General features: G+C 70.4%; 25 protein-coding genes and 1 tRNA gene. 14 read left to right on the top strand and 12 right to left on the bottom strand.

Translation table 11 applies throughout. The features are described from left to right. Together KXR53_RS31360 and KXR53_RS31355 are read right to left on the bottom strand one after the other, a co-directional pair. Window positions 1–690 (bottom strand): hypothetical protein (locus KXR53_RS31360; protein ID WP_437379544.1); only part of this gene is annotated, 690 nt, incomplete at its 3' end. Window positions 691–919: 229 nt separating this feature from the next. Further along, window positions 920–1,891 carry a GlxA family transcriptional regulator gene (locus KXR53_RS31355; RefSeq protein WP_437379543.1) on the bottom strand — a complete coding sequence of 324 codons (972 nt, stop codon included), beginning with the start codon at window positions 1,889–1,891 and terminating at the stop codon, window positions 920–922. Window positions 1,892–2,077: 186 nt separating this feature from the next. On the opposite strand from KXR53_RS31355, the gene KXR53_RS31350 reads away from it, so the two are divergent. From KXR53_RS31350 to KXR53_RS31340, 3 genes are all read left to right on the top strand, one after another. Beyond that, on the top strand, window positions 2,078–2,719 hold the full coding sequence (locus KXR53_RS31350; RefSeq protein WP_437379542.1) for an HD domain-containing protein: 642 nt from the start codon (window positions 2,078–2,080) through the stop codon (window positions 2,717–2,719). A gap of 167 nt (window positions 2,720–2,886) precedes the next feature. Continuing rightward, a complete protein-coding gene (locus KXR53_RS31345; protein WP_437379541.1) occupies window positions 2,887–3,453 on the top strand; it encodes a helix-turn-helix domain-containing protein in 567 nt (188 codons plus the stop codon). Window positions 3,454–3,520: 67 nt separating this feature from the next. Further along, complete coding sequence (locus tag KXR53_RS31340; protein ID WP_437379540.1) at window positions 3,521–4,714, top strand: MFS transporter; 1,194 nt, start codon at window positions 3,521–3,523, stop codon at window positions 4,712–4,714. Here the strand turns inward: KXR53_RS31340 and KXR53_RS31335 are convergent. From KXR53_RS31335 to KXR53_RS31320, 4 genes are all read right to left on the bottom strand, one after another. Continuing rightward, entirely contained in the window at window positions 4,701–5,000 is a 300-nt protein-coding gene (locus KXR53_RS31335; protein WP_437379539.1) for a MoaD/ThiS family protein, read from the bottom strand. The genes KXR53_RS31340 and KXR53_RS31335 overlap by 14 nt on opposite strands. Before the next feature lie 2 nt (window positions 5,001–5,002). Next, window positions 5,003–6,085, bottom strand: a complete 1,083-nt coding sequence (locus tag KXR53_RS31330) for a WD40/YVTN/BNR-like repeat-containing protein (protein ID WP_437379538.1) — start codon at window positions 6,083–6,085, stop codon at window positions 5,003–5,005. Between the two features lie 80 nt (window positions 6,086–6,165). Continuing rightward, window positions 6,166–7,020 carry a formyltetrahydrofolate deformylase gene (gene purU, locus KXR53_RS31325; RefSeq protein WP_437379537.1) on the bottom strand — a complete coding sequence of 285 codons (855 nt, stop codon included), beginning with the start codon at window positions 7,018–7,020 and terminating at the stop codon, window positions 6,166–6,168. 130 nt (window positions 7,021–7,150) lie between these two features. Then, window positions 7,151–7,561 (bottom strand): VOC family protein, encoded by a 411-nt coding sequence (locus KXR53_RS31320; protein ID WP_437379536.1) that lies wholly within the window; start codon window positions 7,559–7,561, stop codon window positions 7,151–7,153. 173 nt (window positions 7,562–7,734) lie between these two features. On the opposite strand from KXR53_RS31320, the gene KXR53_RS31315 reads away from it, so the two are divergent. The 9 genes from KXR53_RS31315 to KXR53_RS31275 all read left to right on the top strand — a co-directional run bounded on the left by KXR53_RS31315 (window position 7,735) and on the right by KXR53_RS31275 (window position 15,471). Next, window positions 7,735–8,940 (top strand): Tm-1-like ATP-binding domain-containing protein, encoded by a 1,206-nt coding sequence (locus KXR53_RS31315; RefSeq protein ID WP_437379535.1) that lies wholly within the window; start codon window positions 7,735–7,737, stop codon window positions 8,938–8,940. Window positions 8,941–8,950: 10 nt separating this feature from the next. After that, window positions 8,951–9,781, top strand: coding sequence for a phosphoenolpyruvate hydrolase family protein (locus KXR53_RS31310; RefSeq protein WP_437379534.1), 831 nt, complete (start codon window positions 8,951–8,953; stop codon window positions 9,779–9,781). Window positions 9,782–9,804: 23 nt separating this feature from the next. Beyond that, the gene (locus KXR53_RS31305) at window positions 9,805–10,245 is read left to right on the top strand and encodes an SRPBCC family protein (RefSeq protein ID WP_437379533.1); all 441 of its coding nucleotides are present in this window, start codon (window positions 9,805–9,807) and stop codon (window positions 10,243–10,245) included. Between the two features lie 3 nt (window positions 10,246–10,248). Next, window positions 10,249–11,577, top strand: a complete 1,329-nt coding sequence (locus KXR53_RS31300) for a YbiU family protein (protein ID WP_437379532.1) — start codon at window positions 10,249–10,251, stop codon at window positions 11,575–11,577. Between the two features lie 90 nt (window positions 11,578–11,667). Then, a complete protein-coding gene (locus KXR53_RS31295) occupies window positions 11,668–13,569 on the top strand; it encodes an autotransporter domain-containing protein (RefSeq protein ID WP_437379531.1) in 1,902 nt (633 codons plus the stop codon). A 206-nt stretch (window positions 13,570–13,775) separates the two neighbouring features. Beyond that, window positions 13,776–13,952, top strand: coding sequence for a hypothetical protein (locus KXR53_RS31290; protein WP_437379530.1), 177 nt, complete (start codon window positions 13,776–13,778; stop codon window positions 13,950–13,952). Window positions 13,953–14,016: 64 nt separating this feature from the next. Continuing rightward, window positions 14,017–14,526: a DUF1643 domain-containing protein gene (locus KXR53_RS31285; RefSeq protein ID WP_437379529.1), complete on the top strand. Its 510-nt coding sequence runs from the start codon at window positions 14,017–14,019 to the stop codon at window positions 14,524–14,526. A gap of 115 nt (window positions 14,527–14,641) precedes the next feature. Beyond that, window positions 14,642–15,094: a hypothetical protein gene (locus KXR53_RS31280; RefSeq protein WP_437379528.1), complete on the top strand. Its 453-nt coding sequence runs from the start codon at window positions 14,642–14,644 to the stop codon at window positions 15,092–15,094. Between the two features lie 65 nt (window positions 15,095–15,159). Then, entirely contained in the window at window positions 15,160–15,471 is a 312-nt protein-coding gene (locus tag KXR53_RS31275) for a hypothetical protein (protein ID WP_437379527.1), read from the top strand. Between the two features lie 70 nt (window positions 15,472–15,541). Here KXR53_RS31275 and KXR53_RS31270 read toward each other — a convergent pair. From KXR53_RS31270 to KXR53_RS31245, 6 genes are all read right to left on the bottom strand, one after another. Next, window positions 15,542–15,617, bottom strand: a tRNA-Lys gene (locus KXR53_RS31270). Between the two features lie 68 nt (window positions 15,618–15,685). After that, a complete protein-coding gene (gene mrdA / locus KXR53_RS31265; RefSeq protein ID WP_437379526.1) occupies window positions 15,686–17,545 on the bottom strand; it encodes a penicillin-binding protein 2 in 1,860 nt (619 codons plus the stop codon). A 4-nt stretch (window positions 17,546–17,549) separates the two neighbouring features. After that, complete coding sequence (mreD, locus tag KXR53_RS31260) at window positions 17,550–18,068, bottom strand: rod shape-determining protein MreD (protein ID WP_437379525.1); 519 nt, start codon at window positions 18,066–18,068, stop codon at window positions 17,550–17,552. Continuing rightward, window positions 18,065–18,934 (bottom strand): rod shape-determining protein MreC, encoded by an 870-nt coding sequence (gene mreC / locus KXR53_RS31255; RefSeq protein WP_437379524.1) that lies wholly within the window; start codon window positions 18,932–18,934, stop codon window positions 18,065–18,067. Before mreC ends, mreD begins: the two co-directional genes overlap by 4 nt. Before the next feature lie 96 nt (window positions 18,935–19,030). Further along, window positions 19,031–20,068 carry a rod shape-determining protein gene (locus KXR53_RS31250; RefSeq protein WP_026873547.1) on the bottom strand — a complete coding sequence of 346 codons (1,038 nt, stop codon included), beginning with the start codon at window positions 20,066–20,068 and terminating at the stop codon, window positions 19,031–19,033. Between the two features lie 149 nt (window positions 20,069–20,217). Then, a complete protein-coding gene (locus tag KXR53_RS31245) occupies window positions 20,218–21,759 on the bottom strand; it encodes a hypothetical protein (RefSeq protein WP_437379523.1) in 1,542 nt (513 codons plus the stop codon). 229 nt (window positions 21,760–21,988) lie between these two features. Between KXR53_RS31245 and KXR53_RS31240 the strand changes: the two genes are divergently transcribed. Together KXR53_RS31240 and KXR53_RS31235 are read left to right on the top strand one after the other, a co-directional pair. Further along, window positions 21,989–22,543: a sigma-70 family RNA polymerase sigma factor gene (locus KXR53_RS31240; protein ID WP_437379522.1), complete on the top strand. Its 555-nt coding sequence runs from the start codon at window positions 21,989–21,991 to the stop codon at window positions 22,541–22,543. Window positions 22,544–22,548: 5 nt separating this feature from the next. Further along, entirely contained in the window at window positions 22,549–23,301 is a 753-nt protein-coding gene (locus tag KXR53_RS31235) for an anti-sigma factor family protein (protein ID WP_437379521.1), read from the top strand. Window positions 23,302–23,326: the final 25 nt, after the last annotated feature.

The raw sequence follows: 23,326 nt of genomic DNA, 5'->3' as shown, positions 1-23,326 counted from the left end.
GGATGGCGGGCGGCCGTCTTCGGGCGCGTCCGGCTGTTCAGGCCAGCCGTGTCCTGCCTTGAGATCAGCGGCGACGGTCGTGCCGTCACCGGCCGAGCCGGCGTTGTCGTTGGCCCCGGCGACATCGTCCCAGCCCTGCGGCAGCCGGCCCGGGTCCAGCCGGCGGCCGAGCCAGCGGCAGACCTCCCGCACGAATTCATCGGCCGGCAGGGTGTCGAGCTGCACGTCCAGCACCTCGTCCTCGGTCAGCCTCTCCCAGACCTCGGACCGCAGGCGTTCGGTCTCCTCGGGGTCGACGGCCTCGCCGGCCGCGGCGAGGTCCGCGGCTTCTGCGGCCGCGACCGCCTCGACCACCGCCCGCGCGGCCTGCTCCCGCCGCCGGCGGCGGCGCTCCAGCGCCCCCGACTCTGTGGCCTCGGCCCGGCGGTGCAGGTAGTCGCCGCGGATCCGCTCGGCCATCGCGATCGACAGCCGGATCGAGCGGGACAGGCGCGACTGCATCAGCGGGAAATCGGGCGGCGTCTCCGGCCCCGCCAGAGTCGCCTGCTGCTGCCGCTCGGTCAGCCGCTTGCAGCGGATGTCGATCTCGACCACCTCGCGCAGCTTGTCCAGCGCCCATCCCGTCCAGTTCAGGTCGGGATCGGACCGCCGGGCCTCGCCCGAACCAGCATCGGTCTGCGCCATCTCCATGGAACATATCATGAACAAAACTGCTGGTTAACGCAACTGGCCATCGCGTTCACCGACTCCCGTCCTGCGTCCTCGAGCCGGCGCGGGTGGCGGCAGGCTGGATCGCCGCGCCCCTGCGGGGCTCGCGATGACGGTGAGGGTTTGTGAGGGCGGTTCCCTCGCCACCAATGCGCCCGGATAGTTCCGCAGCAGAGGGGTGAGAAGACGTCCGACGGCAGGCGCGTCGGTGTCAGTCCGCCGGCACCCGGAAGCTGGCGCGGTACTGGGCCGGGGTGACGCCCAGCCGCTTGGCGAAAACGATGCGCATCCGGTCGGCGCTGCCGAAGCCGCAGTCATAGGCCACCGCCTTGAGCGCGCGGTCGCTGCCCTCCAGCAGGTTGCGGGCGGCGTCGACGCGGGCGCGCTCGACGAACTCGTGTGGCGTCACGCCGGTCTCCTGCACGAACAGCCGCGCCAGGTTGCGGCCGCTCATCCCCGCCACCCTGGCCAGGTCCTCGACCGTGAAGCTGGCGCCGATGTGCTGCATGACATGCGCCTGCACCCGGGCGATCGGCGAGTCCGGGTCGGCCGGGGCGGTCAGGAACGGGCTGAACTGGGACTGGCCACCCTGGCGCTGCGCCACCACCACCAGACGCTTCGCCACCGCCAGCGCCACCCGGGCACCGTGATGCTCCGCCACCAGCGCCAGGGCCAGGTCGATGCCGGCGGTGACCCCGGCCGAGGTCACCAGCGCCCCGTCGCGCAGATAGATCCGGTCGTGCTCGACCTGGGCGCGCGGGAACAGCTCGGCCAGGCGCGGCGCGTTCTGCCAATGCGTGGTCACCCGATGGCCGTCCAGCAGCCCGGCATGGCCGAAGGCGAAGGCGCCGGTGCAGATCGATCCGTGCAGTTCCGCCCGCGGGGCGGCCTCGGCCAGCCAGGCGGACAGCAGCGGATCGGGTGGCGCCGTGGGCAGGCCAGGGCCGCCGGCGACCAGCACCATCGAGAATGGCTCCACGGCGTCGGCGAAGCTGCGGTCGGCGAGCATCTGCATGCCGTTCGAGGCGCGCAGCGGCACGGTATCGGCAGCGACCAGCAGCGTCTTGTAACGGTCGCCGCCGTCGATAAAGCCGTTGGCCTCGGCGAAGACGTCGACCGGCCCGGCGACATCCAGCGCCTGCACCCCCGGAAAGATGGCGATCGCGACCGTCCGCACCGACATGTCCCTCCCCTCCGCCCGTCGAGCCATCCCATGCCGGCGGCCCCGCCGCAATGTCCGTTTTGCGCGTGCCATTGTCCGAAAGCGCCGCCCCGGTCGCGTTGAGGGAGGCGGCTTCCGCGACGCACATAGGAGGGGCCGGCGCCGACCGCCGGACCGACATCCCGAAGATCAGAGAAAGGCCGGACCATGACCGAGTCCATCGCCGGCATCCGCATCCCCGACAGCGCCATGGCGCGGGAGATCACCGAGCTGGTGCGCGACACCGAGAGCGAGCTGCTGTTCCACCACTCGACCCGAGTCTACCTGTTCGGCGCCCTGACCGGGCAGCGCAAGGGGCTGAAGTTCGACCCCGAGCTGCTCTATGCCGGCGCGATGTTCCACGACATGGGGCTGACCGATGCTTATGCGAGCCCCGACCTGCGCTTCGAGGTCGACGGCGCCAACGCCGCGCGCGACTTCCTGAAGCGCCACGGCATCCCCGCGGCCGACATCGACCTGGTGTGGGATGCGATCGCGCTGCACACCACGCCGGGCATCCCGGAGCACAAGCACCCGATCGTGGCGCTGGTGACGGCCGGGGTGGAGATGGACGTGCTGGGCCTCGCCTTCCACGACTTCACCCAGGAGCAGCGCCGCCAGGTTATAGACGCCCATCCGCGCGGCCCCGACTTCAAGCACGGCATCATCGAGGCCTTCGCCCACGGCACCATCCGCAAGCCGCAGACCACCTTCGGCAATGTGAAGGCCGACGTGCTGGCGCGGATGGACCCGACCTACAAGCGGGTCGACTTCACCGAGGTGATCCTGAATTCGGATTGGGAGAGCTGAGGCCGCCATTCCCGGCACTGTCATTGCGAGCACAGCGAAGCAATCCAGGGCCGCTCGCCGTGGCCCCTGGATTGCTTCGTCGGCTTCGCCTCCTCGCAATGACGGTGAGGGTCAGCACCATCCCTACCCTGGACAGCCGCGCGCCGGCGGCCCATCTTCAGGGGATCATGACCGCTCCGGGATACAGCATCTGCGCCGCCGACGGGCTCGGCCGGTCGTTGCGGCTGTGGCGCGCGCTGCGGCGGGTGAAGCAGAGCCACGCCGCCGAGCTGCTGCAGGTGTCGCAGGCGATGGTGTCGCGCTGGGAGGCCGGCACGCTGACCCCCGACGCCGAGGAGCAGGCGCGCCTGCGCCGGCTGATGAGCGCCCGCCTCGACAGCGCCGCGGACCACGCCCTGGCCCGGCTCGTCACCGAGGCGCCCGGCAGCATGCATCTGGTCTGCGACCTGACGCACCGGCTGCTGGCGGCGTCGCGCGGGCGCAGCCGCGACTGGAACTTCCGGACGCCGGATCTGCTGGGTGTCTCGCTGTGGCGCTTCGCCACGCCGGAGATCCAGGCCGCCGAGGCCGCCTTGACCGACGAGGGCTGGTTCGAGCCGGAGCCGCCCGAGATCGAGATCGAGACCAGCGCCAATGGCTCCCCCATCGTCCCGATCCGCGAGGGCCGCATGCGCTGGACGCGTCTGCAGCTCTCCGACGGCGCCTTCGTGCGCCTGGCCGAGACCATCGTCTGAATATCTTATTCAGCCGCCCTCCCTCGCGCCTTCGCTAGAATCACGCCGTCCTGAACACGGAGTGATCATGTCGTCCCGCGGATCCTGGCCGGCGATCCTCGTGATCTATGCCGCCGGCGTGATCGCGGCGGCGCAGCTCGGCAAGCTGTCGGCTCTGCTGCCGCCGATGCAGCGCGACCTCGGCCTCGACCTCACCGTCGCGGCGCTGCTGGTTTCGCTGCTCGAGATCGGCGGCGCCACGCTGGGGCTGTTCGCCGGGGTCGTGGTCGGCCGGGTCGGTGCCCGCCGCGCCCTGCTGGCCGGGTTGCTTCTGCTCGCCGTCTCCGCCGCCGGCATGGCCGCGACCTCGGCGGTGGCCGGGCTGTTCCTGTGGCGGATCGTCGAGGCCGCGGCCTATCTCGCCGTGGCGGTCGCGGCGCCGACCCTGACCATCGCCGTCGCCACCCCGGCGCAGCGGGCGACCGCGCTGGCGCTGTGGAGCACCTTCTTCCCGGTCGGCTTCGCCGTCGGCAGCGTTCTGGCCGGCGTCGGCGTGGAGGCCGCGCCCTGGCGCGCGGTGCTGCTGGGCAGCGCGGTCCTGACCGCTGCCCTGCTGCTGCCGGCCTGGCGTCTGCCCACGCCGCCGGGCGCGGCGCCGCGCCGGGCTGCGAACGACGCCACCCGGCCGACCCGGGCGCCGCTCGGGGCCTGGCTGATGGCGGTGGGCTTCGCCTGCTACACCGTGTTCGAGGTCGGCCTCTTGGCGGTGATGCCGGCCTATTTCACCAGCCGGCACGGCGTCTCGGCCTCGGTGGCCGGGCTGATCACCGGCCTGGCCGCCTTCTCCTCGGTGCTGGGCGGCCTCGCCGCCGCCTGGTGGATGCGGCGGGACCGGCCGCTCGGCGGCTTCACCGCCTTCGGCATCACCGTGCCGGCGCTGCTGCTCTTCGCTGTGTTCACCGGGGCTGACGGATCCTGGATCTGGCCGGCCGCGGTCGCCACGCTGCTGAACGCGATCTCCGGCGCCGTGCCGGCCGTGGTCTTCGCCCGCCTGCCGGAGGCGGTGGGTCCGGGCGGCGACATGGCCAATGCCAATGGCCTGCTGGCCCAGGGCGGCGCCTCCGGGTCGCTGCTGGGCCCGCCGCTGCTGGCCGCTGCGGCGAGCCATTGGGGCTGGCCGGCCGCGGCCGGCGCCGGCTTCGCCGCCTCGGCCCTGTGCCTGCTGCTGCTCGGGCTGGCGGTGCGGGGCCACAACGGCGCGGCGGCGGTCAGCCGCCGCTGATGGCCGTGAGGACGATCACCTCCGTCCCCGGCGACAGCGGTGTCTCCAGCGTCGCTCGCCGGCCGCCGACGAAGATGTTGATGTGGCGCCGGATCGCCGGCCGGGTGTCGCGGATGCGGTCGCCCATCCCCGGCCAGCGCTGATTCAGCCCGTCGATCGCCTGGGCCACGGTGCCGGCACGCAGCTCCACCCGCTGCGGCGCGCCCGGGAACAGCATGGTCAGCACTGTCGGCAGCCGCACCACCACGGCCGGCGTCGTCTCCGGCTCGATCCGCAACTCGGCCATGGTTACCGGTCGACCACCAGCGTCTCGACCGACAGGATCGAGGGCAGGTGCTGGGCGACGCAATCCCAGCTCTCGCCCTCATCGGCGCTGGCGAACAGGGCGCCGCCCGAGGTGCCGAAATAGACCCCGGCGGGGTCCAGCCGGTCGGTCGCCATGGCCTGGCGCAGCACACCGAAATAGGCGTTCTCCTGCGGCAGCCCCCGGCGCAGGTCCTGCCAGCTGGCGCCGCCGTCGCGGGTGCGCCAGACCGCGGCCCTGGCGTCCGGCACGTAGCGGCCCTTGATGTCGCCGTTGAGCGGCAGCAGGAACAGCGTCTCCGAATCGCGCGGATGGGCCGCGGCCGGGAAGCCGAAGCTGGAGGGCAGCCCGGCCTCGATGCTCTCCCAGCTGCGGCCGCCGTCGTCGCTGCGGTACATGCCGCAGTGGTTCTGCTGGTACAGCCGGTTCGGCTTGCCGGAGGCCATCACCAGGCAATGCACGCATTGCCCGAATTCCGGATATCTCTGGTCCTCCGGCAGGAAATCGGCGCGGGTGCCGCGGTTGCGGGTCTCCCAGGACTCGCCGCCATCGGCGGTGTGGAACACCCCGGCGGCGGAGATGCCGACCCAGATCTGGTTCGGGTCATCGGGATGCAGCACCAGCGAGTGCAGGATCAGCCCGGCCCCGCCCGGGCTCCACTCCGGCCGGGTCGGGTGGCGTTGCAGTCCCTCGACATGGGTCCAGGACTGACCGCCGTCGTCGCTGGTGAACAGCCCCGCCGGCTGGACACCGGCATAGAGGCGCCCGTTGCGCGAGGCCAGGCTCCACACCGCCTTGATCGGCTCCTGCCCCTCGGCATAGGCCAGCCCCTCGCTGGAATGGGACCAGGTCTCGCCGAGATCGGTCGACTTCCATACCGCCGGGCCGAACCATTCGTTGCCGCCGGCGCCGTAGATCGCGCCGGTCGCCGGGTCGGCGACGACATGGTTCATCGGCCAGGTCTCGCAGAACGGGCCGCGCAGCCGCCACGACCGCCGCGCCGGGTCGCTCTCGGCGATGAAGGCGCCCTTCTTGGTGCCGACCAGGACGAGAACTCGCTCCGCCATTGCGGCCTCCCCCATGACATTTAACTTTATAGTTAAGTTAATGGCAGAGGCAGGCCGCTGTCAAACCGGGCGAGGACCGGTCACTTGAAGACGACGGTCTTGGCGCCGTTCAGCAGCACGCGGTGCTCGGCGTGGTACTTCAGCGCGCGGGCCAGCACCACGCTCTCCACGTCGCGGCCGATGCCGACCAGGTCCTCGGCCGAAGCGGTGTGGTCGACCCGGGTCACGTCCTGGTCGATGATCGGCCCCTCGTCGAGGTCGTCGGTGACGTAGTGCGAGGTGGCGCCGATCAGCTTGACGCCGCGGGCATGGGCCTGGTGGTAGGGCTTGGCGCCCTTGAAGCTGGGCAGGAAGGAGTGGTGGATGTTGATCACCCGCCCCTCCATCCGCCGGCACAGGTCGGAGGACAGCACCTGCATGTAGCGGGCGAGGACGACGAGATCGATCGCCTCCTCCTCCACCAGCTCCATCAGCCGCCGCTCCTGCTGCGCCTTGTTCTCCCGGGTCACCGGCAGGTAGTGGAACGGGATGCCGGCGGCGGCGACCCGCTGATAGCTGTCGCGGTGGTTCGAGACTACGGCCGGGATCTCGAGCGGCAGGGCCCCGATCTGCACCCGGTACAAGAGGTCGTTCAGGCAGTGGTCGAACTTCGACACCATGATCAGGGCGCGGACCTTGCGGTCGGCGTCATGGATCTCCCAGCCCATGCCGTATTCGCTGCCGATCGGGCCGAAGCCTTCGCGCAGCGCGTCGAGGTCGACCGCGCCCTCCACCGCCTCGGCCACCACCCGCATGAAGAAGCGGCCGGTGTCGCGGTCGAAGAACTGCGCGCTCTCGAGGATGTTGAGGCCGGAGCGGAACAGGAAATCCGAGATCCGGGCGACGATGCCGGGAACGTCGGTGCAGGAGAGCTTGAGGATCAGCCGTTTCGCCATGGGTGCCGCGTCGTCTCGCTGGGGCCGGCGGACCGGCCGTGAATCCATGACCGACACCTAGCACGGGAGCGGCCCGCGGCTGAGGCTTGATTGCGACGGCCGGATGCCTGGGGCCGACGCGGGGGCGGGCCTAGGCGGTTTCCCGGTACGGCACCAGGTCCGGCGTGGTCCCGTCCCGGAAGTCGACATGGATGTGGTTGCCGTCCGGGTCGTGGAAATTGACCTGGACCAGACCGCTGCGCGGCGGCCGGCCGAGCTTGGTCTCGATGCCGAGGCCTTTCAGATGGACCAGGAAGTCGTCCAGATCGCCGCTGCTCTGGAAGGCGAAATGCGACAGCTGTACCTGCTCCGGATGCAGCTGTTCCTTCACTTCGACCAGATGCACCACTGCCTGATCGCCGAGATAGAGCCAGGCCCCGGGGAAGGGAAAGTCAGGGCGCGGCCCCGGCTCGAGGCCGAGCGCATCGCGATAGAAGCGGATCAGCCGCTTCATGTCCGCGGTCCAGATGTTGACGTGGTCCAGGCGCGTCAGGCTGGTCATGGGCGCTCTCCCGGCTGGGCTGCCTCGAGTCATTGGCATCAGCATAGACCCGGATTGTCGGACGAAAGAAGACCGAACCTTTCCTCCTCCCTTGCCTCGCGGCCGCCATGGCGCGACAACCGGAGGCAAGAACCGGCGCGGGGACGCCGGCGACCCTCAGGGAAGGATGCGCCATGAAGGCCTATGTCATCGGGACCTGCGACACCAAGGGCCACGAGCTGGCCTATGTGAAGGGGCTGATCGAGGCGCGCGGCGTTCCGGCGGTGCTGGTCGATGTCGGCACCGGACCGAACGGGCCCGGCAAGGGCATTCCCGTCGATGTGACGGCGCGCGAGGTGGCCTTGCATCATCCCGACGGCGCCGACGCGGTGTTCGTCGACGACCGCGGCCGGGCGGTGGCGGCGATGGCCGCGGCGCTGCGCGGCTTCCTGGGCAGCCGGACGGATGTGGCCGGCGCGGTCGGCCTCGGCGGCTCCGGCGGCACCGCGCTGATCACCCCGGCGCTGCGCGACCTGCCAGTCGGGGTGCCGAAGGTCATGGTGTCGACCGTCGCCTCTGGCAATATCGCGCCCTATGTCGGGCCGGCCGACATCATGATGATGTATTCGGTGACCGACGTGGCCGGGATCAACCGCATCTCCCGCGCCGTGCTGGGCAACGCCGCCCACGCCCTGGCCGGGATGGTGGCGCATCCGGCGCCGAGGAGCGACGCCGACAAGCCGGCGTTGGGCCTGACCATGTTCGGCGTCACCACCCCCTGCGTCGAGCAGGTGCGCCAGGCGCTGGAGGGCGAGTACGACTGCCTTGTCTTCCACGCCACCGGCACCGGCGGCAAGTCGATGGAGAAGCTGGTCGATTCCGGCCTGATCGGCAGCGTCGTCGACATCACCACCACCGAAATCTGCGATCTGCTGTTCGGCGGCGTGTTCCCGGCCGGCGAGGACCGGTTCGACAGCATCATCCGCACCCGCGTTCCCTATGTCGCCTCCTGCGGCGCGCTCGACATGGTGAATTTCGGCGCCATGGAGACGGTGCCGGAGCGCTTCCTGAAGCGGAACCTCTACGTCCACAATCCGCAGGTGACGCTGATGCGGACGACGGTGGAGGAGAATGTCGAGATGGGCCGCTGGATCGGCGCCAAGCTGAACCGGATGGACGGGCCGGTCCGCTTCCTGATCCCGGAGGGCGGCGTGTCGCTGCTCGACACGCCGGGCAAGCCGTTCCACGACCCGGCCGCCGACCAGGCACTGTTCCAGGCGTTGGAGGCGACGGTGCAGCAGACCCCGAACCGCCGGCTGGTTCGCCTGCCCCACGCCATCAACGACCCGGAGTTCGCCACCGCGCTGGTGCGCGAGTTCCGCGCCATCGCCGATCATTGAGGACGCCGCCATGACTCGCTTTGCCCGAGCCGACCTCCTGACCAAGTTTCGCCGCATGGTCGAACGGCGCGAGCCGATCGTCGGCGGCGGCGCCGGCACCGGCCTCTCGGCCAAATGCGAGGAGGCCGGCGGCATCGACCTGATCGTGATCTACAATTCCGGCCGCTACCGCATGGCCGGCCGCGGTTCGCTGGCCGGCCTCTTGGCCTATGGCAACGCCAACGAGATCGTGGTCGAGATGGCGCGCGAGGTGCTGCCGGTGGTGAAGCACACCCCGGTGCTGGCCGGGGTCAACGGCACCGACCCGTTCCTGCTGACCGACCATTTCCTGGCCGAGCTGAAGGCGATGGGCTTCGCCGGGGTGCAGAACTTCCCGACCGTCGGGCTGATCGACGGGGTGTTCCGCCAGAATCTGGAGGAGACCGGCATGGGCTATGGCCTCGAGGTCGAGATGATCGCCCGCGCCCATGCCCTGGACCTGCTGACCACGCCCTATGTGTTCTCGGCCGAGCAGGCGGTGGCGATGGCCGAGGCCGGGGCCGACATCATCGTGCCGCATATGGGCCTGACCACCGGCGGCGCGATCGGCGCCGAGACGGCCAGGACGCTGGACGACTGCGTCCGGCTGATCGACGAATGGGCCGAGGCGGCGCTGGCCGTGCGCCCGGATATCATCGTGCTGTGCCATGGCGGGCCGATCGCGATGCCGGAGGACGCGGCTTACGTCCTGCAGCGCTGCAAACATTGCCACGGCTTCTACGGTGCCAGCTCGATGGAGCGGCTGCCGACCGAGCAGGCCCTGACCGCCCAGACCCGCGCCTTCAAGCAGGTCTCGTTCTGACGTCCCAACCAGGAGATGCGAGCATGATCCGAGTGACCACCAGCAGCGTGATCAATGCCCCGGTCGAGACCCTGTGGCAGGCGATCCGGGACTTCAATGGCCTGCCCGACTGGCATCCAGCGATCGCCAGCAGCAAGGTCGAGGATGGCGGCGATCCCGACCGCATCGGCTGCATCCGCAGCATGGAGTTGGCCGGCGGCGGCGGCCTGATCCGCGAGAAGCTGCTGGCGCTCTCCGACGCCGAGCACCGGGTCCGCTATTCGATCCTGGAATCGCCTATGCCGGTCGAGAACTACGTCGCCACGCTGCGCCTGCTGCCGGTCACCGACGGCAACCGCAGCTATGCCGAATGGACCGCCGAGTTCGACGTGTCGGCCGAGAACGAGGCGGCGATGCGCAAGCTGATCGGCCAGGGAGTGTTCCAGGCCGGCTTCGACTCGCTGAAACAGCGCTTCGGCGGCTGAGCCATGACCGAGATCGATGACGCCGCGCAGATCCGCGCGGTGAAGCGGGAGCTGCGCAGCGCGATCGGCGACGTCGCCGGGGTCTGGCGGCGGCTGGAGGATGCGGTCCGGCGCGAGGCCGACGCGATCCGCGAGGCCGACGCCAAGGACCGGTCGCCGGTCCCGGTGGTCCGCTTCGCCGACATCGTCGAGAACAGGGTCTCCGCCGACCAGATGGCGGAGATCCGACGCCGCGGCGCGGCGCTGATCCGCGGCACGGTCGACCGGGACCAGATCACCCGCTGGAACGACGAAGTCGCGGAGTACATCGACGGCAACGGCTATGCCGACCAGAAGGACGACGGCAACCTGCAGAAATATTTCGGCGGGTTGAGCGCCAAGACGCCGCAGATCTTCGCCATCTACTGGTCGCGGCCGCAGGTCGAGGCCCGGCAGCATCCGAACATGGCCGCGGCCCGGCGCTTCATGAACCGGCTCTGGCGGTTCTGCGACACCGGCGACGAGGCGACGGCCGGCCGAATGTTCTTCGACCCGGACCGCGAGGTCACCTATGCCGACCGGGTGCGCCGGCGCCAGCCGGGCGACACCACGCTGGGCCTGTCGCCACATATGGATGGCGGCTCGATCGAGCGCTGGCTCGACCCCGGATACCGCCGCGTTTACCGCCACGTCTTCAGCGGCGACTGGGAGCGGCACGATCCGTTCGACGGCGAGTTCCGGGTCGAGGCGCGCGAGTTCCCGGCGCCGAACACCAGCACCTTCTTCCGCGCCTATCAGGGCTGGCTGGCCCTGACCGGCCAGGGCCGGAACGACGGCACGCTGCAGGTGGTGCCGATGATCAAGCACTCGATCGCCTATCTGCTGCTGCGGCCGTTGCGCGACGACGTGCCGGAGGATCTGATCTGCGGCGCCGCCCGCGGCAAGGCGCAGGCGATCCTGCCGGAATGGCACCAGCCGCTGATCGACGCCAAGATCTCGATTCCCACTGCCGAGCCGGGCGACACGGTGTGGTGGCACCCCGACTGCATCCACGGGGTCGAGGACGAGCATCGCGGCACGAACTATTCCAACGTCATGTTCATCGGCGCCGGCCCGCTCTGCGCCAAGAACGCGGAATACGCGGCCCGGCAGCGGGCCCGCTTCCTGGCCGGCGAGACCCCGCCCGACTTCTCGCCCGAGCATCGCGAGAAGGCCTATCGCGGCCGCGGCACCGAGGCCGACCTGACCGAGCTGGGGCGCCGCCAGTTGGGGCTGGAGCCGTGGCCGGCGGAGGGCCTGCCCCCCGCCCGCGCGGCGCTGATCCGGGAGTGTGCCGCCATTGCCGGACTTTAGGCAGCCTTCTTCCTGTGTGCGGGTGACCGTCAGCGTGTAGCATTGCCGCCCTATCGTCAGAGTCGTCTGACCGATCCGGGGGGATTGCTCATGAAGCGTTGCGTGGCGATGGCGCTGCTGGCCGTCGCGGTTCCGGCTGCGGTGGCCCGGGCCGACGAGCCCTATTCCTCCATCGCCGTGTTCGGCGACAGCCTGAGCGACCGCGGCCGGATCCCGGGGCTGATCCAGCAGCAGAACCCGGCCTTCCCGCTGCGCTTCCCGGTGTCGCCGCCCTATTTCGATGCCCGCTTCTCGAACGGCCCGACCTATGCCGAACGCCTGCCCGGCCTGCTGGGCCTCGACGCCGAGCCGGGCCGCAATTTCGCCGTCGGCGGTGCCGAGACCGACAGCGGCAACATCGCCAACCCGCTGCTGGCGCAGGGCGGCATCACCCTGCCCGGCATCCGCGACCAGATCGACGCCTATACCGGAACCGGCGGCCGCTTCGGCGCCTCCGAGCTGGTGATCCTGTATGGCGGCGCCAACGACTACTTCGCCTGGCTGGGCGGCACGCCGTCGCCGACCGGGCTGCAGGCCGAGGTGGCGCGGACGGTGGGCAACATCGAGGCCGACATCCGCCGGCTGGCCGCGGCCGGGGCAAAGACGATCCTGGTGCCGAACGTGCCGGATCTCGGCGCCACCCCGTCCTTCCGCGGCACCGCCGGCCAGGCGCTGGCCAGCGCCCTGTCCACTGGCCACGCCGAGGCGCTGAACCGGCAGATGGGCGCGCTGGCGCGCGAGCTGGACGTCCAGATCATGGTGGCCGACTTCGCCACCGGCCTCAAGACCGTGCTGGCCGACCCGGCCCGCTTCGGCTTCGGCAACGTCACCGAGGCCTGCGTCGCCAGCGCGACCTCCCTGCCCTCCTATGTCACGCCCGGATCGGTCTGCAGCGATCCGGAGAGCCGGCTGTTCTGGGACGGCGTGCACCCGACCGCGCTGGGGCACCAGTTGCTGGCGCAATATGCCGCCGACACGCTGATGGCGCCCACAACGATCGGCGCGCAGGCCGGGCTCGCCCTGCTGGCCAGCGACAATTTCCTGCGCCGGGCCACGGACGCGATCAGCAGCAGCGACGCGACTGGCAGTCCGATGCTGGCCGGCGCCCCCGACCCTGCGGACCGGCCGGTCGACGGCTTCCTCACCCTGCAGCGCGCCTTCGGCAGCCAGGGCTTCGACCGCGGCGCCACCGGCTTCGACTACGGCGTCACCTCGATCACCGGCGGCGTCACGGTGCGGCCGGTCGATCGGGTGACGTTGGGCGTCGTCGCCGCCTACGACACCGGCGATGCCGATCTCGACCGGGGCTGGGGAACGGTCGACTACAGCTCCGTCCGGATCGGCGCCGTGGCCGGCTATGACGACGGCGCGCTGTTCGGCGGCGCCGGCGTCGCCTACGGCTTCGACAGCTACGAGCTGGAGCGCCGGACCTATGTGCCGCAGCTGCGCGCTTCCGCCGACCCGGACGGCAACAGCCTCAGCGTCTTCGGCCGGGCCGGCTACCGCTTCGCCGTCGACGCCTTCACCTTCGGCCCGATCCTCGGCCTGCGCTATTCGCGGGTGGAGATCGACCGCTATTCCGAATCCGGCGCCCCCGGCCTCGACATGACGGTGGAGGGCCAGACGGCCGAGGCCCTGATCGGCAGCGCCGGGATCGCCGCCGCCGCCCGGTTCGAGGCCGGCACCGCCGTGGTTACGCCGCATCTCGAGCTGACGGTCGAGGGCGACCTGCTGGATGGCGACCGCTCGATCGCCACCGCTCTCGTCACCGTGCCGGATGTCGAGCGCATCCAGAAGGTCGAGGCGTCCGGCGGCGCCTATGGCCGGCTGGCCGGCGGCGTCGCCATCCGGCTGATCCCGGCGGTGACGGCGCAGATCGGCGGCGAGACCACGCTGGGCCGCGACGGCGGCGACGACTATGCCGTGACCGGACGTCTCGCTGTGCGCTTCTGATGCAGCCGAGTCCGTGCGCGTTCTAAGGCTTCGGAGGCATCCTCCGGACTCGACTCGAATGCCGATTTCGACTAGAACAAAACACGAACGCAACCCTGCGAGACACCTTGATGGCCGCGAGACCCGCCGCGTCGATGCCGATGGATTCGCTGCGCCGAATCCCGTTCCTCCCCGCCCGACCCGACATCCGAGGAGCCGCCCGTCCCATGCGACCGATCCGGGATATCCGGTCCGAAGCCGATCTCGAGGAGGCGGTGCGGCGCTGCGAGCTGCGCTGGCGCGCCCTGGAGAAGGGGTTGCGCGAGGATGAGATCGCGGCGCTGCTATCGCTGGGCCTCGACCGGGCGGAGGAGCAGCTTCGCGCCCTCAGCCCGCATGATTGATGAAGGACGGGACGCGGCCGTACGGTTGCGCTAAGACCCTGCCGGTTTCGATCGGAGATCCGGCATGGCCCAGCCCGACCTGTTCATCGACCGCGGCGCCACCTTCAGCGCCTGCCGGCGCTATCGCTATCTGCTGTGGCGGCGCTGGGACCGGTCGGTGCCGCCGGCCAATTTCCTGCTGCTGAATCCGTCCACCGCCGACGAGGTCAAGAACGACCCGACGGTCGAGCGCTGCGAGCGCCGGGCGCGGGCGATGGGCTATGGCGGGCTGATCGTCACCAACGCCTTCGCCCTGCGCTCGACCGACCCGAAGGCGCTCTATGCCGAGGCCGATCCGGTCGGCCCCGGCAATCCGGCGGCGATCGTCGAGGCCGCCCGGGCCGCAGCGCTGGTGGTCTGCGGCTGGGGCCGGCATTGCGATGCCGTGCGCCCCGGCTGGGGCCGCTCCCTGCTGCGGATGCTGATCGAGGCCGGGGCGGTGCCGCACGCCCTCGCCATCACCTCGGACGGTTCGCCCAAGCATCCCCTCTATGTCGGCTACGCCGTGCAGCCGTCGCCGGTGCCCGCCGCCTGAGGAAACGTCTGGACGCCGCCCCCTCGCCTCCCAAAGCGCGCCGTTCTAAGATCGGCGCGATCCGGAGGGATTCCGCCGGGTGTGGCGGTGGCCCCCGGATCGAGCGAGGGAATACATGCTCCAGGCCTCCAGGGACCGACGCCCGCTGTCCAGCCGCGACCCGGACAGCCTGCGCATGCCGGGCCTGGCGGTCGCCCTGCACGCCCTCGGCGTCACCCTGTTCCTCGGCGGGCTTCTGATCGGCGCCGTCCTGGCCGCCCGGCTGTTCGGCGCCGCCGACACGCTCGGGCAGATCTCTGCCCTGATCCCCGACCGGCCGACCGACATGATGGGGATGCCGGACGCCCGCATCGCCGCCCTCGCCGACATGATCGGCGACGGGCCGGGGCTGCGCCGGCAGCTGGAGATCGAGGCCTGGACCATCGGCGGCGGCGCCGTGATCTCCGGGCTGGTGCTGTGGCTGCTCTGCGCCGCCCTGGCCTCGGCGCTGGCGCGGCTGCAGCGGATCGAGGCGGCGCTGCAGCTCGGCCCGGGGCGGCTTCCCCGGCCGGAATTCACGAAGGATTAACGACCCCTGTCCTATGCCCGGCCGAACCGGGCTTCAGCCCCAGCATCGGATCCGGAGATTGACGCATGACCGGAGGCCAGAGCCGCGAACCGCGCTCCGAGATCGCCGAATGGGCCGCCCGCTACCTGGAACGGCTGGATCAGCCCTTCGACGATTGGGAGACCGATTTCTTCCGCCGCGGCTGCAGCTTCCTGTCGCGCCGGATGGTCGCCGGCGCCGCATCGAGCTGGCGTTCCCTGACCCTGCCGCCGGACCGCCGCGACGAGGTCTACTCCGGCCCGCTCGCCGCCCGACCACTGACGGTCGAGGAGATCGCCCGCTTCCGCGACATGCTGCGGCGGATCATGCGGGAGGGAGGAAGGGTCGGCGAGGAATGAGCGGCAGCGCCGGTCACCAGCAAAAAGAAAGGCCCGCCGAAGCGGGCCGTTTTCTTTCCATCGCGCGAACTGGTGGGCGCACTAGGGCTCGAACCTAGGACCCGCTGATTAAGAGTCAGCTGCTCTACCAACTGAGCTATGCGCCCGTTCGCTCGGGACGGGCGGTGATATAGCCAACGCCCCGACCGGTTGCAACCCTTTCTTCACGAAAATCTTAACCTTTGTCCGCGCCCTCCCCCGGCGCGGCCGACAGCAGCCTGCGGCCGGACTCGCGCTGCTGGCATTCCAGCAGGATGTCGCGCGCGATCGGCGCCGCGTATTCGCTGCCGCCGCCGCCATGCTCGACGATCACCGAGCAGGCGTAGCGCGGCGCGCCGACCGGGGCGTAGGCGACGAACCAGGCGTGGTGGCGCTGGTTCCACGGCCAGTTGTCGGGGTTCACCCCGGCGGCACGTTCGGCCATGCTGATGCGGCGGACCTGGCTGGTGCCGCTCTTGCCGCCCATCTCCATGCCCTTCTGCTTGATCTGCGACTTGCGGCCGGTACCGCGGGTCATCACCGCGGCCGTGCCCTCCATCACCACGTCGATATGGGCCTTGGCGAAGCCCATCGACGGGACGTCCGGCGTCTCCGGCATCGCCTCGTCGCCGACCGCCATGACCAGGCGCGGCACCACCGCCTTGCCGCCGTTCACCAGCCGCGCCGTCATGGTGGCGAGCTGCAGCGGCGTCGCCAGCACATAGCCCTGGCCGATGCCGGCGATCAGCGATTCGCCGAGCTGCCAGGAGGTGCCCATCGCGCCCTCCTTCCAGGCCTTGGTCGGCATCAGCCCGGGCCGCTCGTTCGGCAGGTCGACCCCCAGCTTGTGGCCGATGCCGAACTTGTTCGCGCCCTCGGCCAGCCGGTCGATGCCCAGCCGCCGCGCCATCTCGTAGAAATAGACGTCGCAGGACTGGGCCAGCGCGTCGACCACGTTCAGGCTGCCGTGGCCACCGCGTTTCCAGCAATGGAAGCGGTGGTCGCCGAGATTGGTATAGCCGGGGCAGAAGATGCGCTGCTCCGGCGTGGTCACCCCGGCCTCCAGAGCGGTCATCGCCACCGCGATCTTGAAGGTCGACCCTGGCGGGTACTGGCCGTTGATCACCTTGTTGTTGAGGATGCCGTAGGGGTCCTCGACCAGGCGGCGCCAATCGGCCGATCTGATCCCGTTCGGGAACAGGTTGGCGTCGTAGGACGGGTGCGAGGCCATGGCCAGCACGTCGCCGCTGTGCACGTCCATGATCACGGCGGCGGCGCTGAACTCGGTCTTCAGCCGCTCCATGACGTAGCGCTGCAGCTCGAAATCGATGGTCAGCCGCACCTCCCGGCCCGGCTTGCCCTCCTCCCGGTCCAGCTCGCGGATCACCCGGCCGACGGCGTTGACCTCGACCTGGCTCGACCCGGCGACGCCGCGCAGATCGGCCTCGTATTGCCGCTCGATCCCCGACTTGCCGATGCGGAAGCCCGGCAGGCTCAGCACCGGGTCGCCGGTCAGGTCGCCCTCGGCCACGGCGCCGACATAGCCGATGATATGGGCGGTCTCGACCCCGAAGGGATAGCGGCGGGATTCGCCGACCTCGATCGACAGGCCCGGCAGTTCCGGCCCGTTGACGTCGATCCAGGAGACCTGGTCCCAGCTCAGGCTCTCCTTCACCGTCACCGGCACGAAGGCGCGGCGGCGCTTCACGTCTCGGATGATGCGGGCCAGATCGGCCTCGCTCAGCGGCACGCCCTGCGCCAGCCGGCCGAGCACAGCCTGGATGTCCTTCGCCTCCTCCGCCACCAGCACGACCCGGAAGTTCTGGTCGTTGACCGCGAGCGGGACGCCGAAGCGGTCGGTGATCAGGCCGCGCGACGGGGCCAGGAGCCGCATGTTGATGCGGTTCGATTCGGCCAGGACCTTGTAGCGGTCGCTCTCCTCCACCTGCAGGTAGTAGAGCCGCCCGCCCAGAACGCCGAGCAGGCCGAGCTTCAGCCCGCCCAGGGCGAAGGCGCGACGAGTGAAGCCACGGGCGCGGTCGGTGTCGCGCTCCATCGGCCTAGTCCCCCGCCCGCAGGAAGCCGCGATGCACCTGGATGAACAGCCAGGCCAGAGGCGGGAAGACGGCGATGGTCAGGACCAGCCGGACCAAGAGGGGCCGCGGCGGCACGACCGCGAAATCGTACAGGCCAACACCGATCCATTCGATGAGGGTGACCGCGGCCACCAGCACGGCGAAGCCGAACCACAGCACCACGAAGGGCCGCCCGGCCAGGAAGCGGCGCTGGCGCAGCAGCACCCATTGGCACAGCAGCAGGATCGCCGCATGCAGCCCGATCGGCGAATCGGTCAGCACGTCGTGCAGCAGCCCGACCAGGAAGATCAGCCACATCGGCATCAGGTCGGGCCGGTGCACCCCCCAGTAGTAGACCGAGGCCAGCGGCAGGAACGGCGCGATGCTGCTGTAATAGGGCAGATGCGTCGGCGTCACCCCGACCAGCACCAGGATCAGGGTCACGGCCCCGGGGGCGGCGTGGCGCGCGGCGAGGTCGAGCTTGTGCAGCAGGTCCCCGGTCATTGCGCGAAGCCGGGCACCGGCTGCATCGCCATCCCGGGATCGAGCGTGCGGAAATCGACGACCTTGACGTAGGTGATGGCCTCGAGCGGCTCGATCGGCTGGATGCGGACGGCGCTGTCCTGGGCGGCGGCGATGACGCCGACCGGAAGGCCGGCCGGGAACATGCCGCCGCTGCCGGAGGTGACGATCCGGTCGCCGACGCGGATCGACGCGTCCGGCGGCAGGTACAAGAGCCGCGGCCGGTCGGTGTTGTCGCCGCCGACGACGGCGCGCTGCTGGGTGCGCTCCACCACCACCGGGATGCGGGCGTTAAGGTCGGTGATCAGCAGCACCCGGGCGGAATGGTCGCCGGTCTGCACGATCCGGCCGATCAGGCCGCGACCGCCGAGCACCGCCTGGCCGTCGCGGATGCCGTTCGCGGCGCCGAGATTGATCGTCAGGCTGCGCACGAAGGCGCCGCCATTGTCGGCGACGACCCGGGCGGTGAGGAAGGAATGCGCCGAATCCGGCGTGTAGTTCAAAAGGTTGCGCAGGGTCAGGTTCTCGGCCTCGAGCCGGAAGGCGACGTCCTGGTACTGCCGCAGCGTCGCCACCTCCTGCCGCAGCCGGGCGTTCTCGCCGCGGATGTCGGACAGGCTCTGCAGCTCCGTCACCATCCGGGCGACGCTGGCGGCCGGGCGCGACATGGCGTCGAGGATCGGCGCCACGGCGTCGACCACGCGGGCGCGGATGCCGTCGACCAGCACCGCGTCGATCTTGCCGACCATCAAGAGGCTGATCGCGGCGAACAGCAGCAGGCCGAAGGAGAATCGGTGCGCCGCGGCCCTGATCGCCGCGATGCGCGCCACCGGCCTGCTCCGCTGCATCACCCGCATGTCCGTCCGCCGAAGACCGGATTCCCAAAAGGAGCGTACTACCGTTTTTGCAGATCCCCCAGCCTGCGCCGGGCGGATCACGGCATATTAGTACATGTTGATCAGAACGTGCTTGAGCGTCTTCATCTCTTCCAGCGCCCGGCCGGTGCCCAGCGCGACGCAGGACAGCGGGTCGTCGGCGATCGACACCGGCAGACCGGTGGCGTGCCGCAGCACCAGGTCGAGATTGCCCAGCAGCGAGCCGCCGCCGGTCAGGACGATGCCCTTATCGACGATGTCGGCCGCCAGCTCCGGCGCGGTGTGCTCGAGCGCCACCTTCACCGCCTCGACGATCTGGCTGACCGGCTCGGCCAGGCTTTCGGCGATCTGCCGCTCGGAGATCACCAGCTCCTTCGGCACGCCGTTCAGCAGGTCGCGGCCCTTGATCTCCATGTACCGGCCCTCGCCATCCTCCGGCGGGGCGGCGGAGCCGATCTCCTTCTTGATCCGCTCGGACGAGCCCTCGCCGATCAGGAGATTATGGTTGCGGCGGATATAGGCGATGATCGCCTCGTCCATCTTGTCGCCGCCGACCCGGACCGAGCGGGAATAGACGATGCCGCCGAGCGACAGCACCGCGACCTCGGTGGTGCCGCCGCCGATGTCGACCACCATGCTGCCGGTCGGCTCGGTCACCGGCAGGCCGGCGCCGATCGCCGCCGCCATCGGCTCCTCGATCAGATAGACCCGACGGGCGCCGGCGCTCTCGGCCGATTCCTGGATGGCGCGGCGCTCGACCGCGGTCGAGCCCGACGGCACGCAGACGATCACCTCCGGCGCCGCGAAGCTGCGCCGGTTGTGCACCTTGCGGATGAAATGCTTGATCATCTCCTCCGCCACCTCGAAATCGGCGATGACGCCGTCGCGGAGGGGGCGGATGGCGGTGATGTTGCCCGGGGTGCGGCCCAGCATCTGCTTGGCCTCGTCGCCCACCGCCAGGACCTGCTTCTTGCCGCGGATATTGGCGATGGCCACCACCGACGGCTCGTTCAGGACGATGCCACGGCCCTTGACGTAGACCAGCGTGTTCGCCGTGCCCAGGTCGATGGCCATGTCGGCCGAGAGGAAACCGAAGAAGTTGAACATGCGGCCGTGATGTCCTGTCAGCCGGGCTCGGCTGGGTAAGGTCCAGTGCGAGGGGCGGGAACGGCGGGCCGATCCCGCCGCCGCGTTGCTTTAGACCAGCGCGACCCGAGTCTCAAGCGGAGAGTCGGGCCGAATCATGCCGCCGGAAATCACATCCCGCGCTCGGCCATCGCCCCGCTCACGCCGATGTCCCGCGGCGCCGTGCACTGCCCCGGCCGGCGGTACAGGCAGATCTCGCTCGGGCAGCTCTCCAGCTGGTAGCCGGTGCTCGGTGGCATCTGCTCCGGCCGCGCCATGACGTAGTTGAAGGACGGGACCGAGCGCCACAACCGCCGCGTGTCGTCGCCGAACCAGAACACCGGCACGTCGCGATGCAGAGTGGTGTAGCCGGCCAGGTCCGACCATGGCGTCAGCAGGCCCAGGCCGCACAGCGCCTCACGCTCGTGCAGCGCCTGGGTGGCGGCGATGCCGGGCGCGACGCGGGTCCATTCCGGCCCCCAGCGGTCGCTGGCCGACAGCAGTCCCGAGGCGAGCACCCAGGCGGCGCACAGCACCGCCAGCGGCGCCCAGCGCGGCACGCCGCTCCACCTCTCCGCCGCCAGCTCCTTGCCCAGGCGCCGGGCCAGCCGCTCGGTCCCCAGCGCGGCGAGGATCAGCAGGAAGGGCAGCGCCGGCAGGACGAAGCGGTACTCCTTGTGGGCCACCAGGCTGTGCGACAGCACGATCGCCAGCGGCACCGCCACCAGCATCGGCTGGCCGCGCGCCCCCAGCACGATCAGCGCCGCCATCGGCGCCAACCACCATGACCAGATCCGGGCATATTCCTCGAGGTAGAAGCCCGGCGGCATCACGCCGAAGCTGTGGCTCTTCTCCTCGACGATGTTGATCCAGAAGTTCTTCACGACCGACTGGAACGGCCAGCCGAGCGTCACCCAGTCGAGCAGCCCGTTGCACAGCAGCACCGGCCCCAGCCCGGCCAGCAGCATCGGCCGCAGCCGGCCGCGCCAGTCGCCCCGGCTGGCGACCACGGCCGCGGTCGCGATCGCGGGCAGCAGGTGGAAGCGGAAGACGAAGACCAGGCCGAACAGCAGCCCGGCCCAGATCAGCCGCCGGCGGTCGACCGTCTCCGCGGCCCAGGCCAGCCAGCAGGCGATCAGCAGAAGGCTGGTGGCGATCGATTCTGTCAGCGCCGTCGGCGCGTAGTAGACCAGCTCGAACCAGACAATGGCGATGAAGGCCGCGGTCAGCCCGGCCGTCGGGCCGGCGGCGCGCTTGGCCCAGAGGAAGGCGACCGCCGGGATGCTCAGCGACAGCGCCGACCACAGTCCCTTCGACGCGGCGAGATAGGAGGACGGGTCGTCGCTGACCCAGGACACCGCCTTCATCAGCCCGGCCAAAATGCCCGGCAACAGCCAGGAGCGGATGCCCTCGCGATATTCCCAGGGCACGATGCCCTGGCCGAAGGCCAGCCGATGCGCCTGCTCGTAATACTGGAACAGCTCGTCGGCGTGGTGGATGCGCGGGAATGCCAGGGCGAGGATGATGCGCAGCAGCAGCCCGAGGGCGAGCAGCCCGGCCAGGCCGACCAGCCAGCTCGGCCAGCGCTCGATGACGCCGGGCCGGGACGGATAGGGCAGAGCGACTGAAGCTGCGGTGGCGCCGACGGGTCGACCCAGATAGCGATCGGGCATGGAGGGATCGACCGATCGGCGTTGCTCCACAGTGTCGTCGGTCATATCGCTCCGAATCGCAGAGGGAAAAAGAGTGCCGCTGCCTAATAACACCGGCGGCGCGGTTTTCGTCTGAAAAAACCTCAGAAAAATCATCATATCCAGGATCTTGTTGAGAGTTTGTCGGCACATCCGCCGAAAGAAGGGCGCGGCGCGGGATGAAAATCGCCGGCAGCTGCGTATATGGGTCATGAAACGCCGCAAGGACGATTTCGACGTCATCGCCGAGCTGCCGGGGCTGAAGCGCTATGCGCTGGTCCTGACCCGGGATGCTGCCGAAGCCGAGGACCTGCTGCAGGAAACCCTGCTCAAGGCCTACGAGGGGCGGCGCAGCTGGCAGCCGGACCGGGCGCTGCGCCCCTGGCTGTTCGCGATCATGCACAACACCCACGCCTCGCGCCTGCGCGGCCGCCGGGCCGAGGACGCCCGCATCGTCCAGGCGACGCAGCTGGCGCCCGAATCCGGCGCGCCGAGCCAGGACGCCCGGGTCCAGCTGGCCCAGGTGCAGCGGGCGATGCTGGCCCTGCCGGAGGAGCAGCGCGAGGCGTTGCTGCTCGTGGCGGTCGAGGAGTTCCGCTACCAGGAGGCCGCGGCCATCCTCGGCATCCCGATCGGCACTCTGATGTCGCGCCTGGGCCGCGCCCGGGCAGCGCTGCGCGAGATCGTCGGCAGCGGCGCCGGCGATGCGGCGGGCGACCGCGGCACCGACGGACCGACCCCGCCGCGGCTGCGGCTGGTGGAGTGAAGCCCATGACCCAGACCCCGACCGAAGCCGAGATCCAGGCCTATATCGATGGCGAGCTCGACCTGCCCCGCCGGATCGAGATCGAGGCCCATCTCGAAGCGAACCCGCCGGTGGCGGCCCAGGTGATGGCCGATCTGCGCCTGCGCGACGCGCTGCGCCTGGCCTTCGCCGAGGATGCCGGCATCCGCGTCGCCAGCTATGAGAACGCCCGTCTGCTCGGCCGCGCCGTGCGCTGGCGCCGGCTGACCGGCCGGCTGCGCCGGGTCGCCGCGGTGGTGCTGCTGGTCGGCCTCGGCTGGGGCGCCCAGTCGATGCTGGGCGTGACCCGGATCGACAGCGCCTCGGCCACCATCCCGGCCTATGCCGACGAGGCCGGCGACGCCTACCGCACCGTGCTGTACCGCCATCTGGTCGACCCGGCCGAGCCCAAGGGCGGGCTGAAGCCGGAGGACCTGGCCAAGGCGCCGATCACCCTCCCCGACCTGCCGCAGGGCTGGTCGATCCGGTCGATCGAGGTGGTGCCCTGGGATGGCGGCTCGGGCTTCGAGGCGACGATCGACACCGACCGGTTCGGACTGGTGACGCTGTTCGCCGCCGCCACCGACAGCTTCGACGTGCAGGAGCCGCAGGCGCAGCGGGCGAAGGACGTCACCGTTGCCTATTGGCAGGTGGGTCCGTCGGTCTACGCGCTCTGCGCCGATGCCAAGGCGGACGACCTGCTGGTCGCCGCAAACGGCCTGGCCGATACCCTCTACTGAACGCTCACGAAGGAGTGACGACCCC

This window comes from Inquilinus limosus (assembly GCF_051487185.1).
GTDB classification, from domain to species: domain Bacteria; phylum Pseudomonadota; class Alphaproteobacteria; order DSM-16000; family Inquilinaceae; genus Inquilinus; species Inquilinus limosus_F.
Note: the sequence above shows the minus strand (reverse complement) of the source record. Positions and strands in the feature narration are given on the sequence as shown.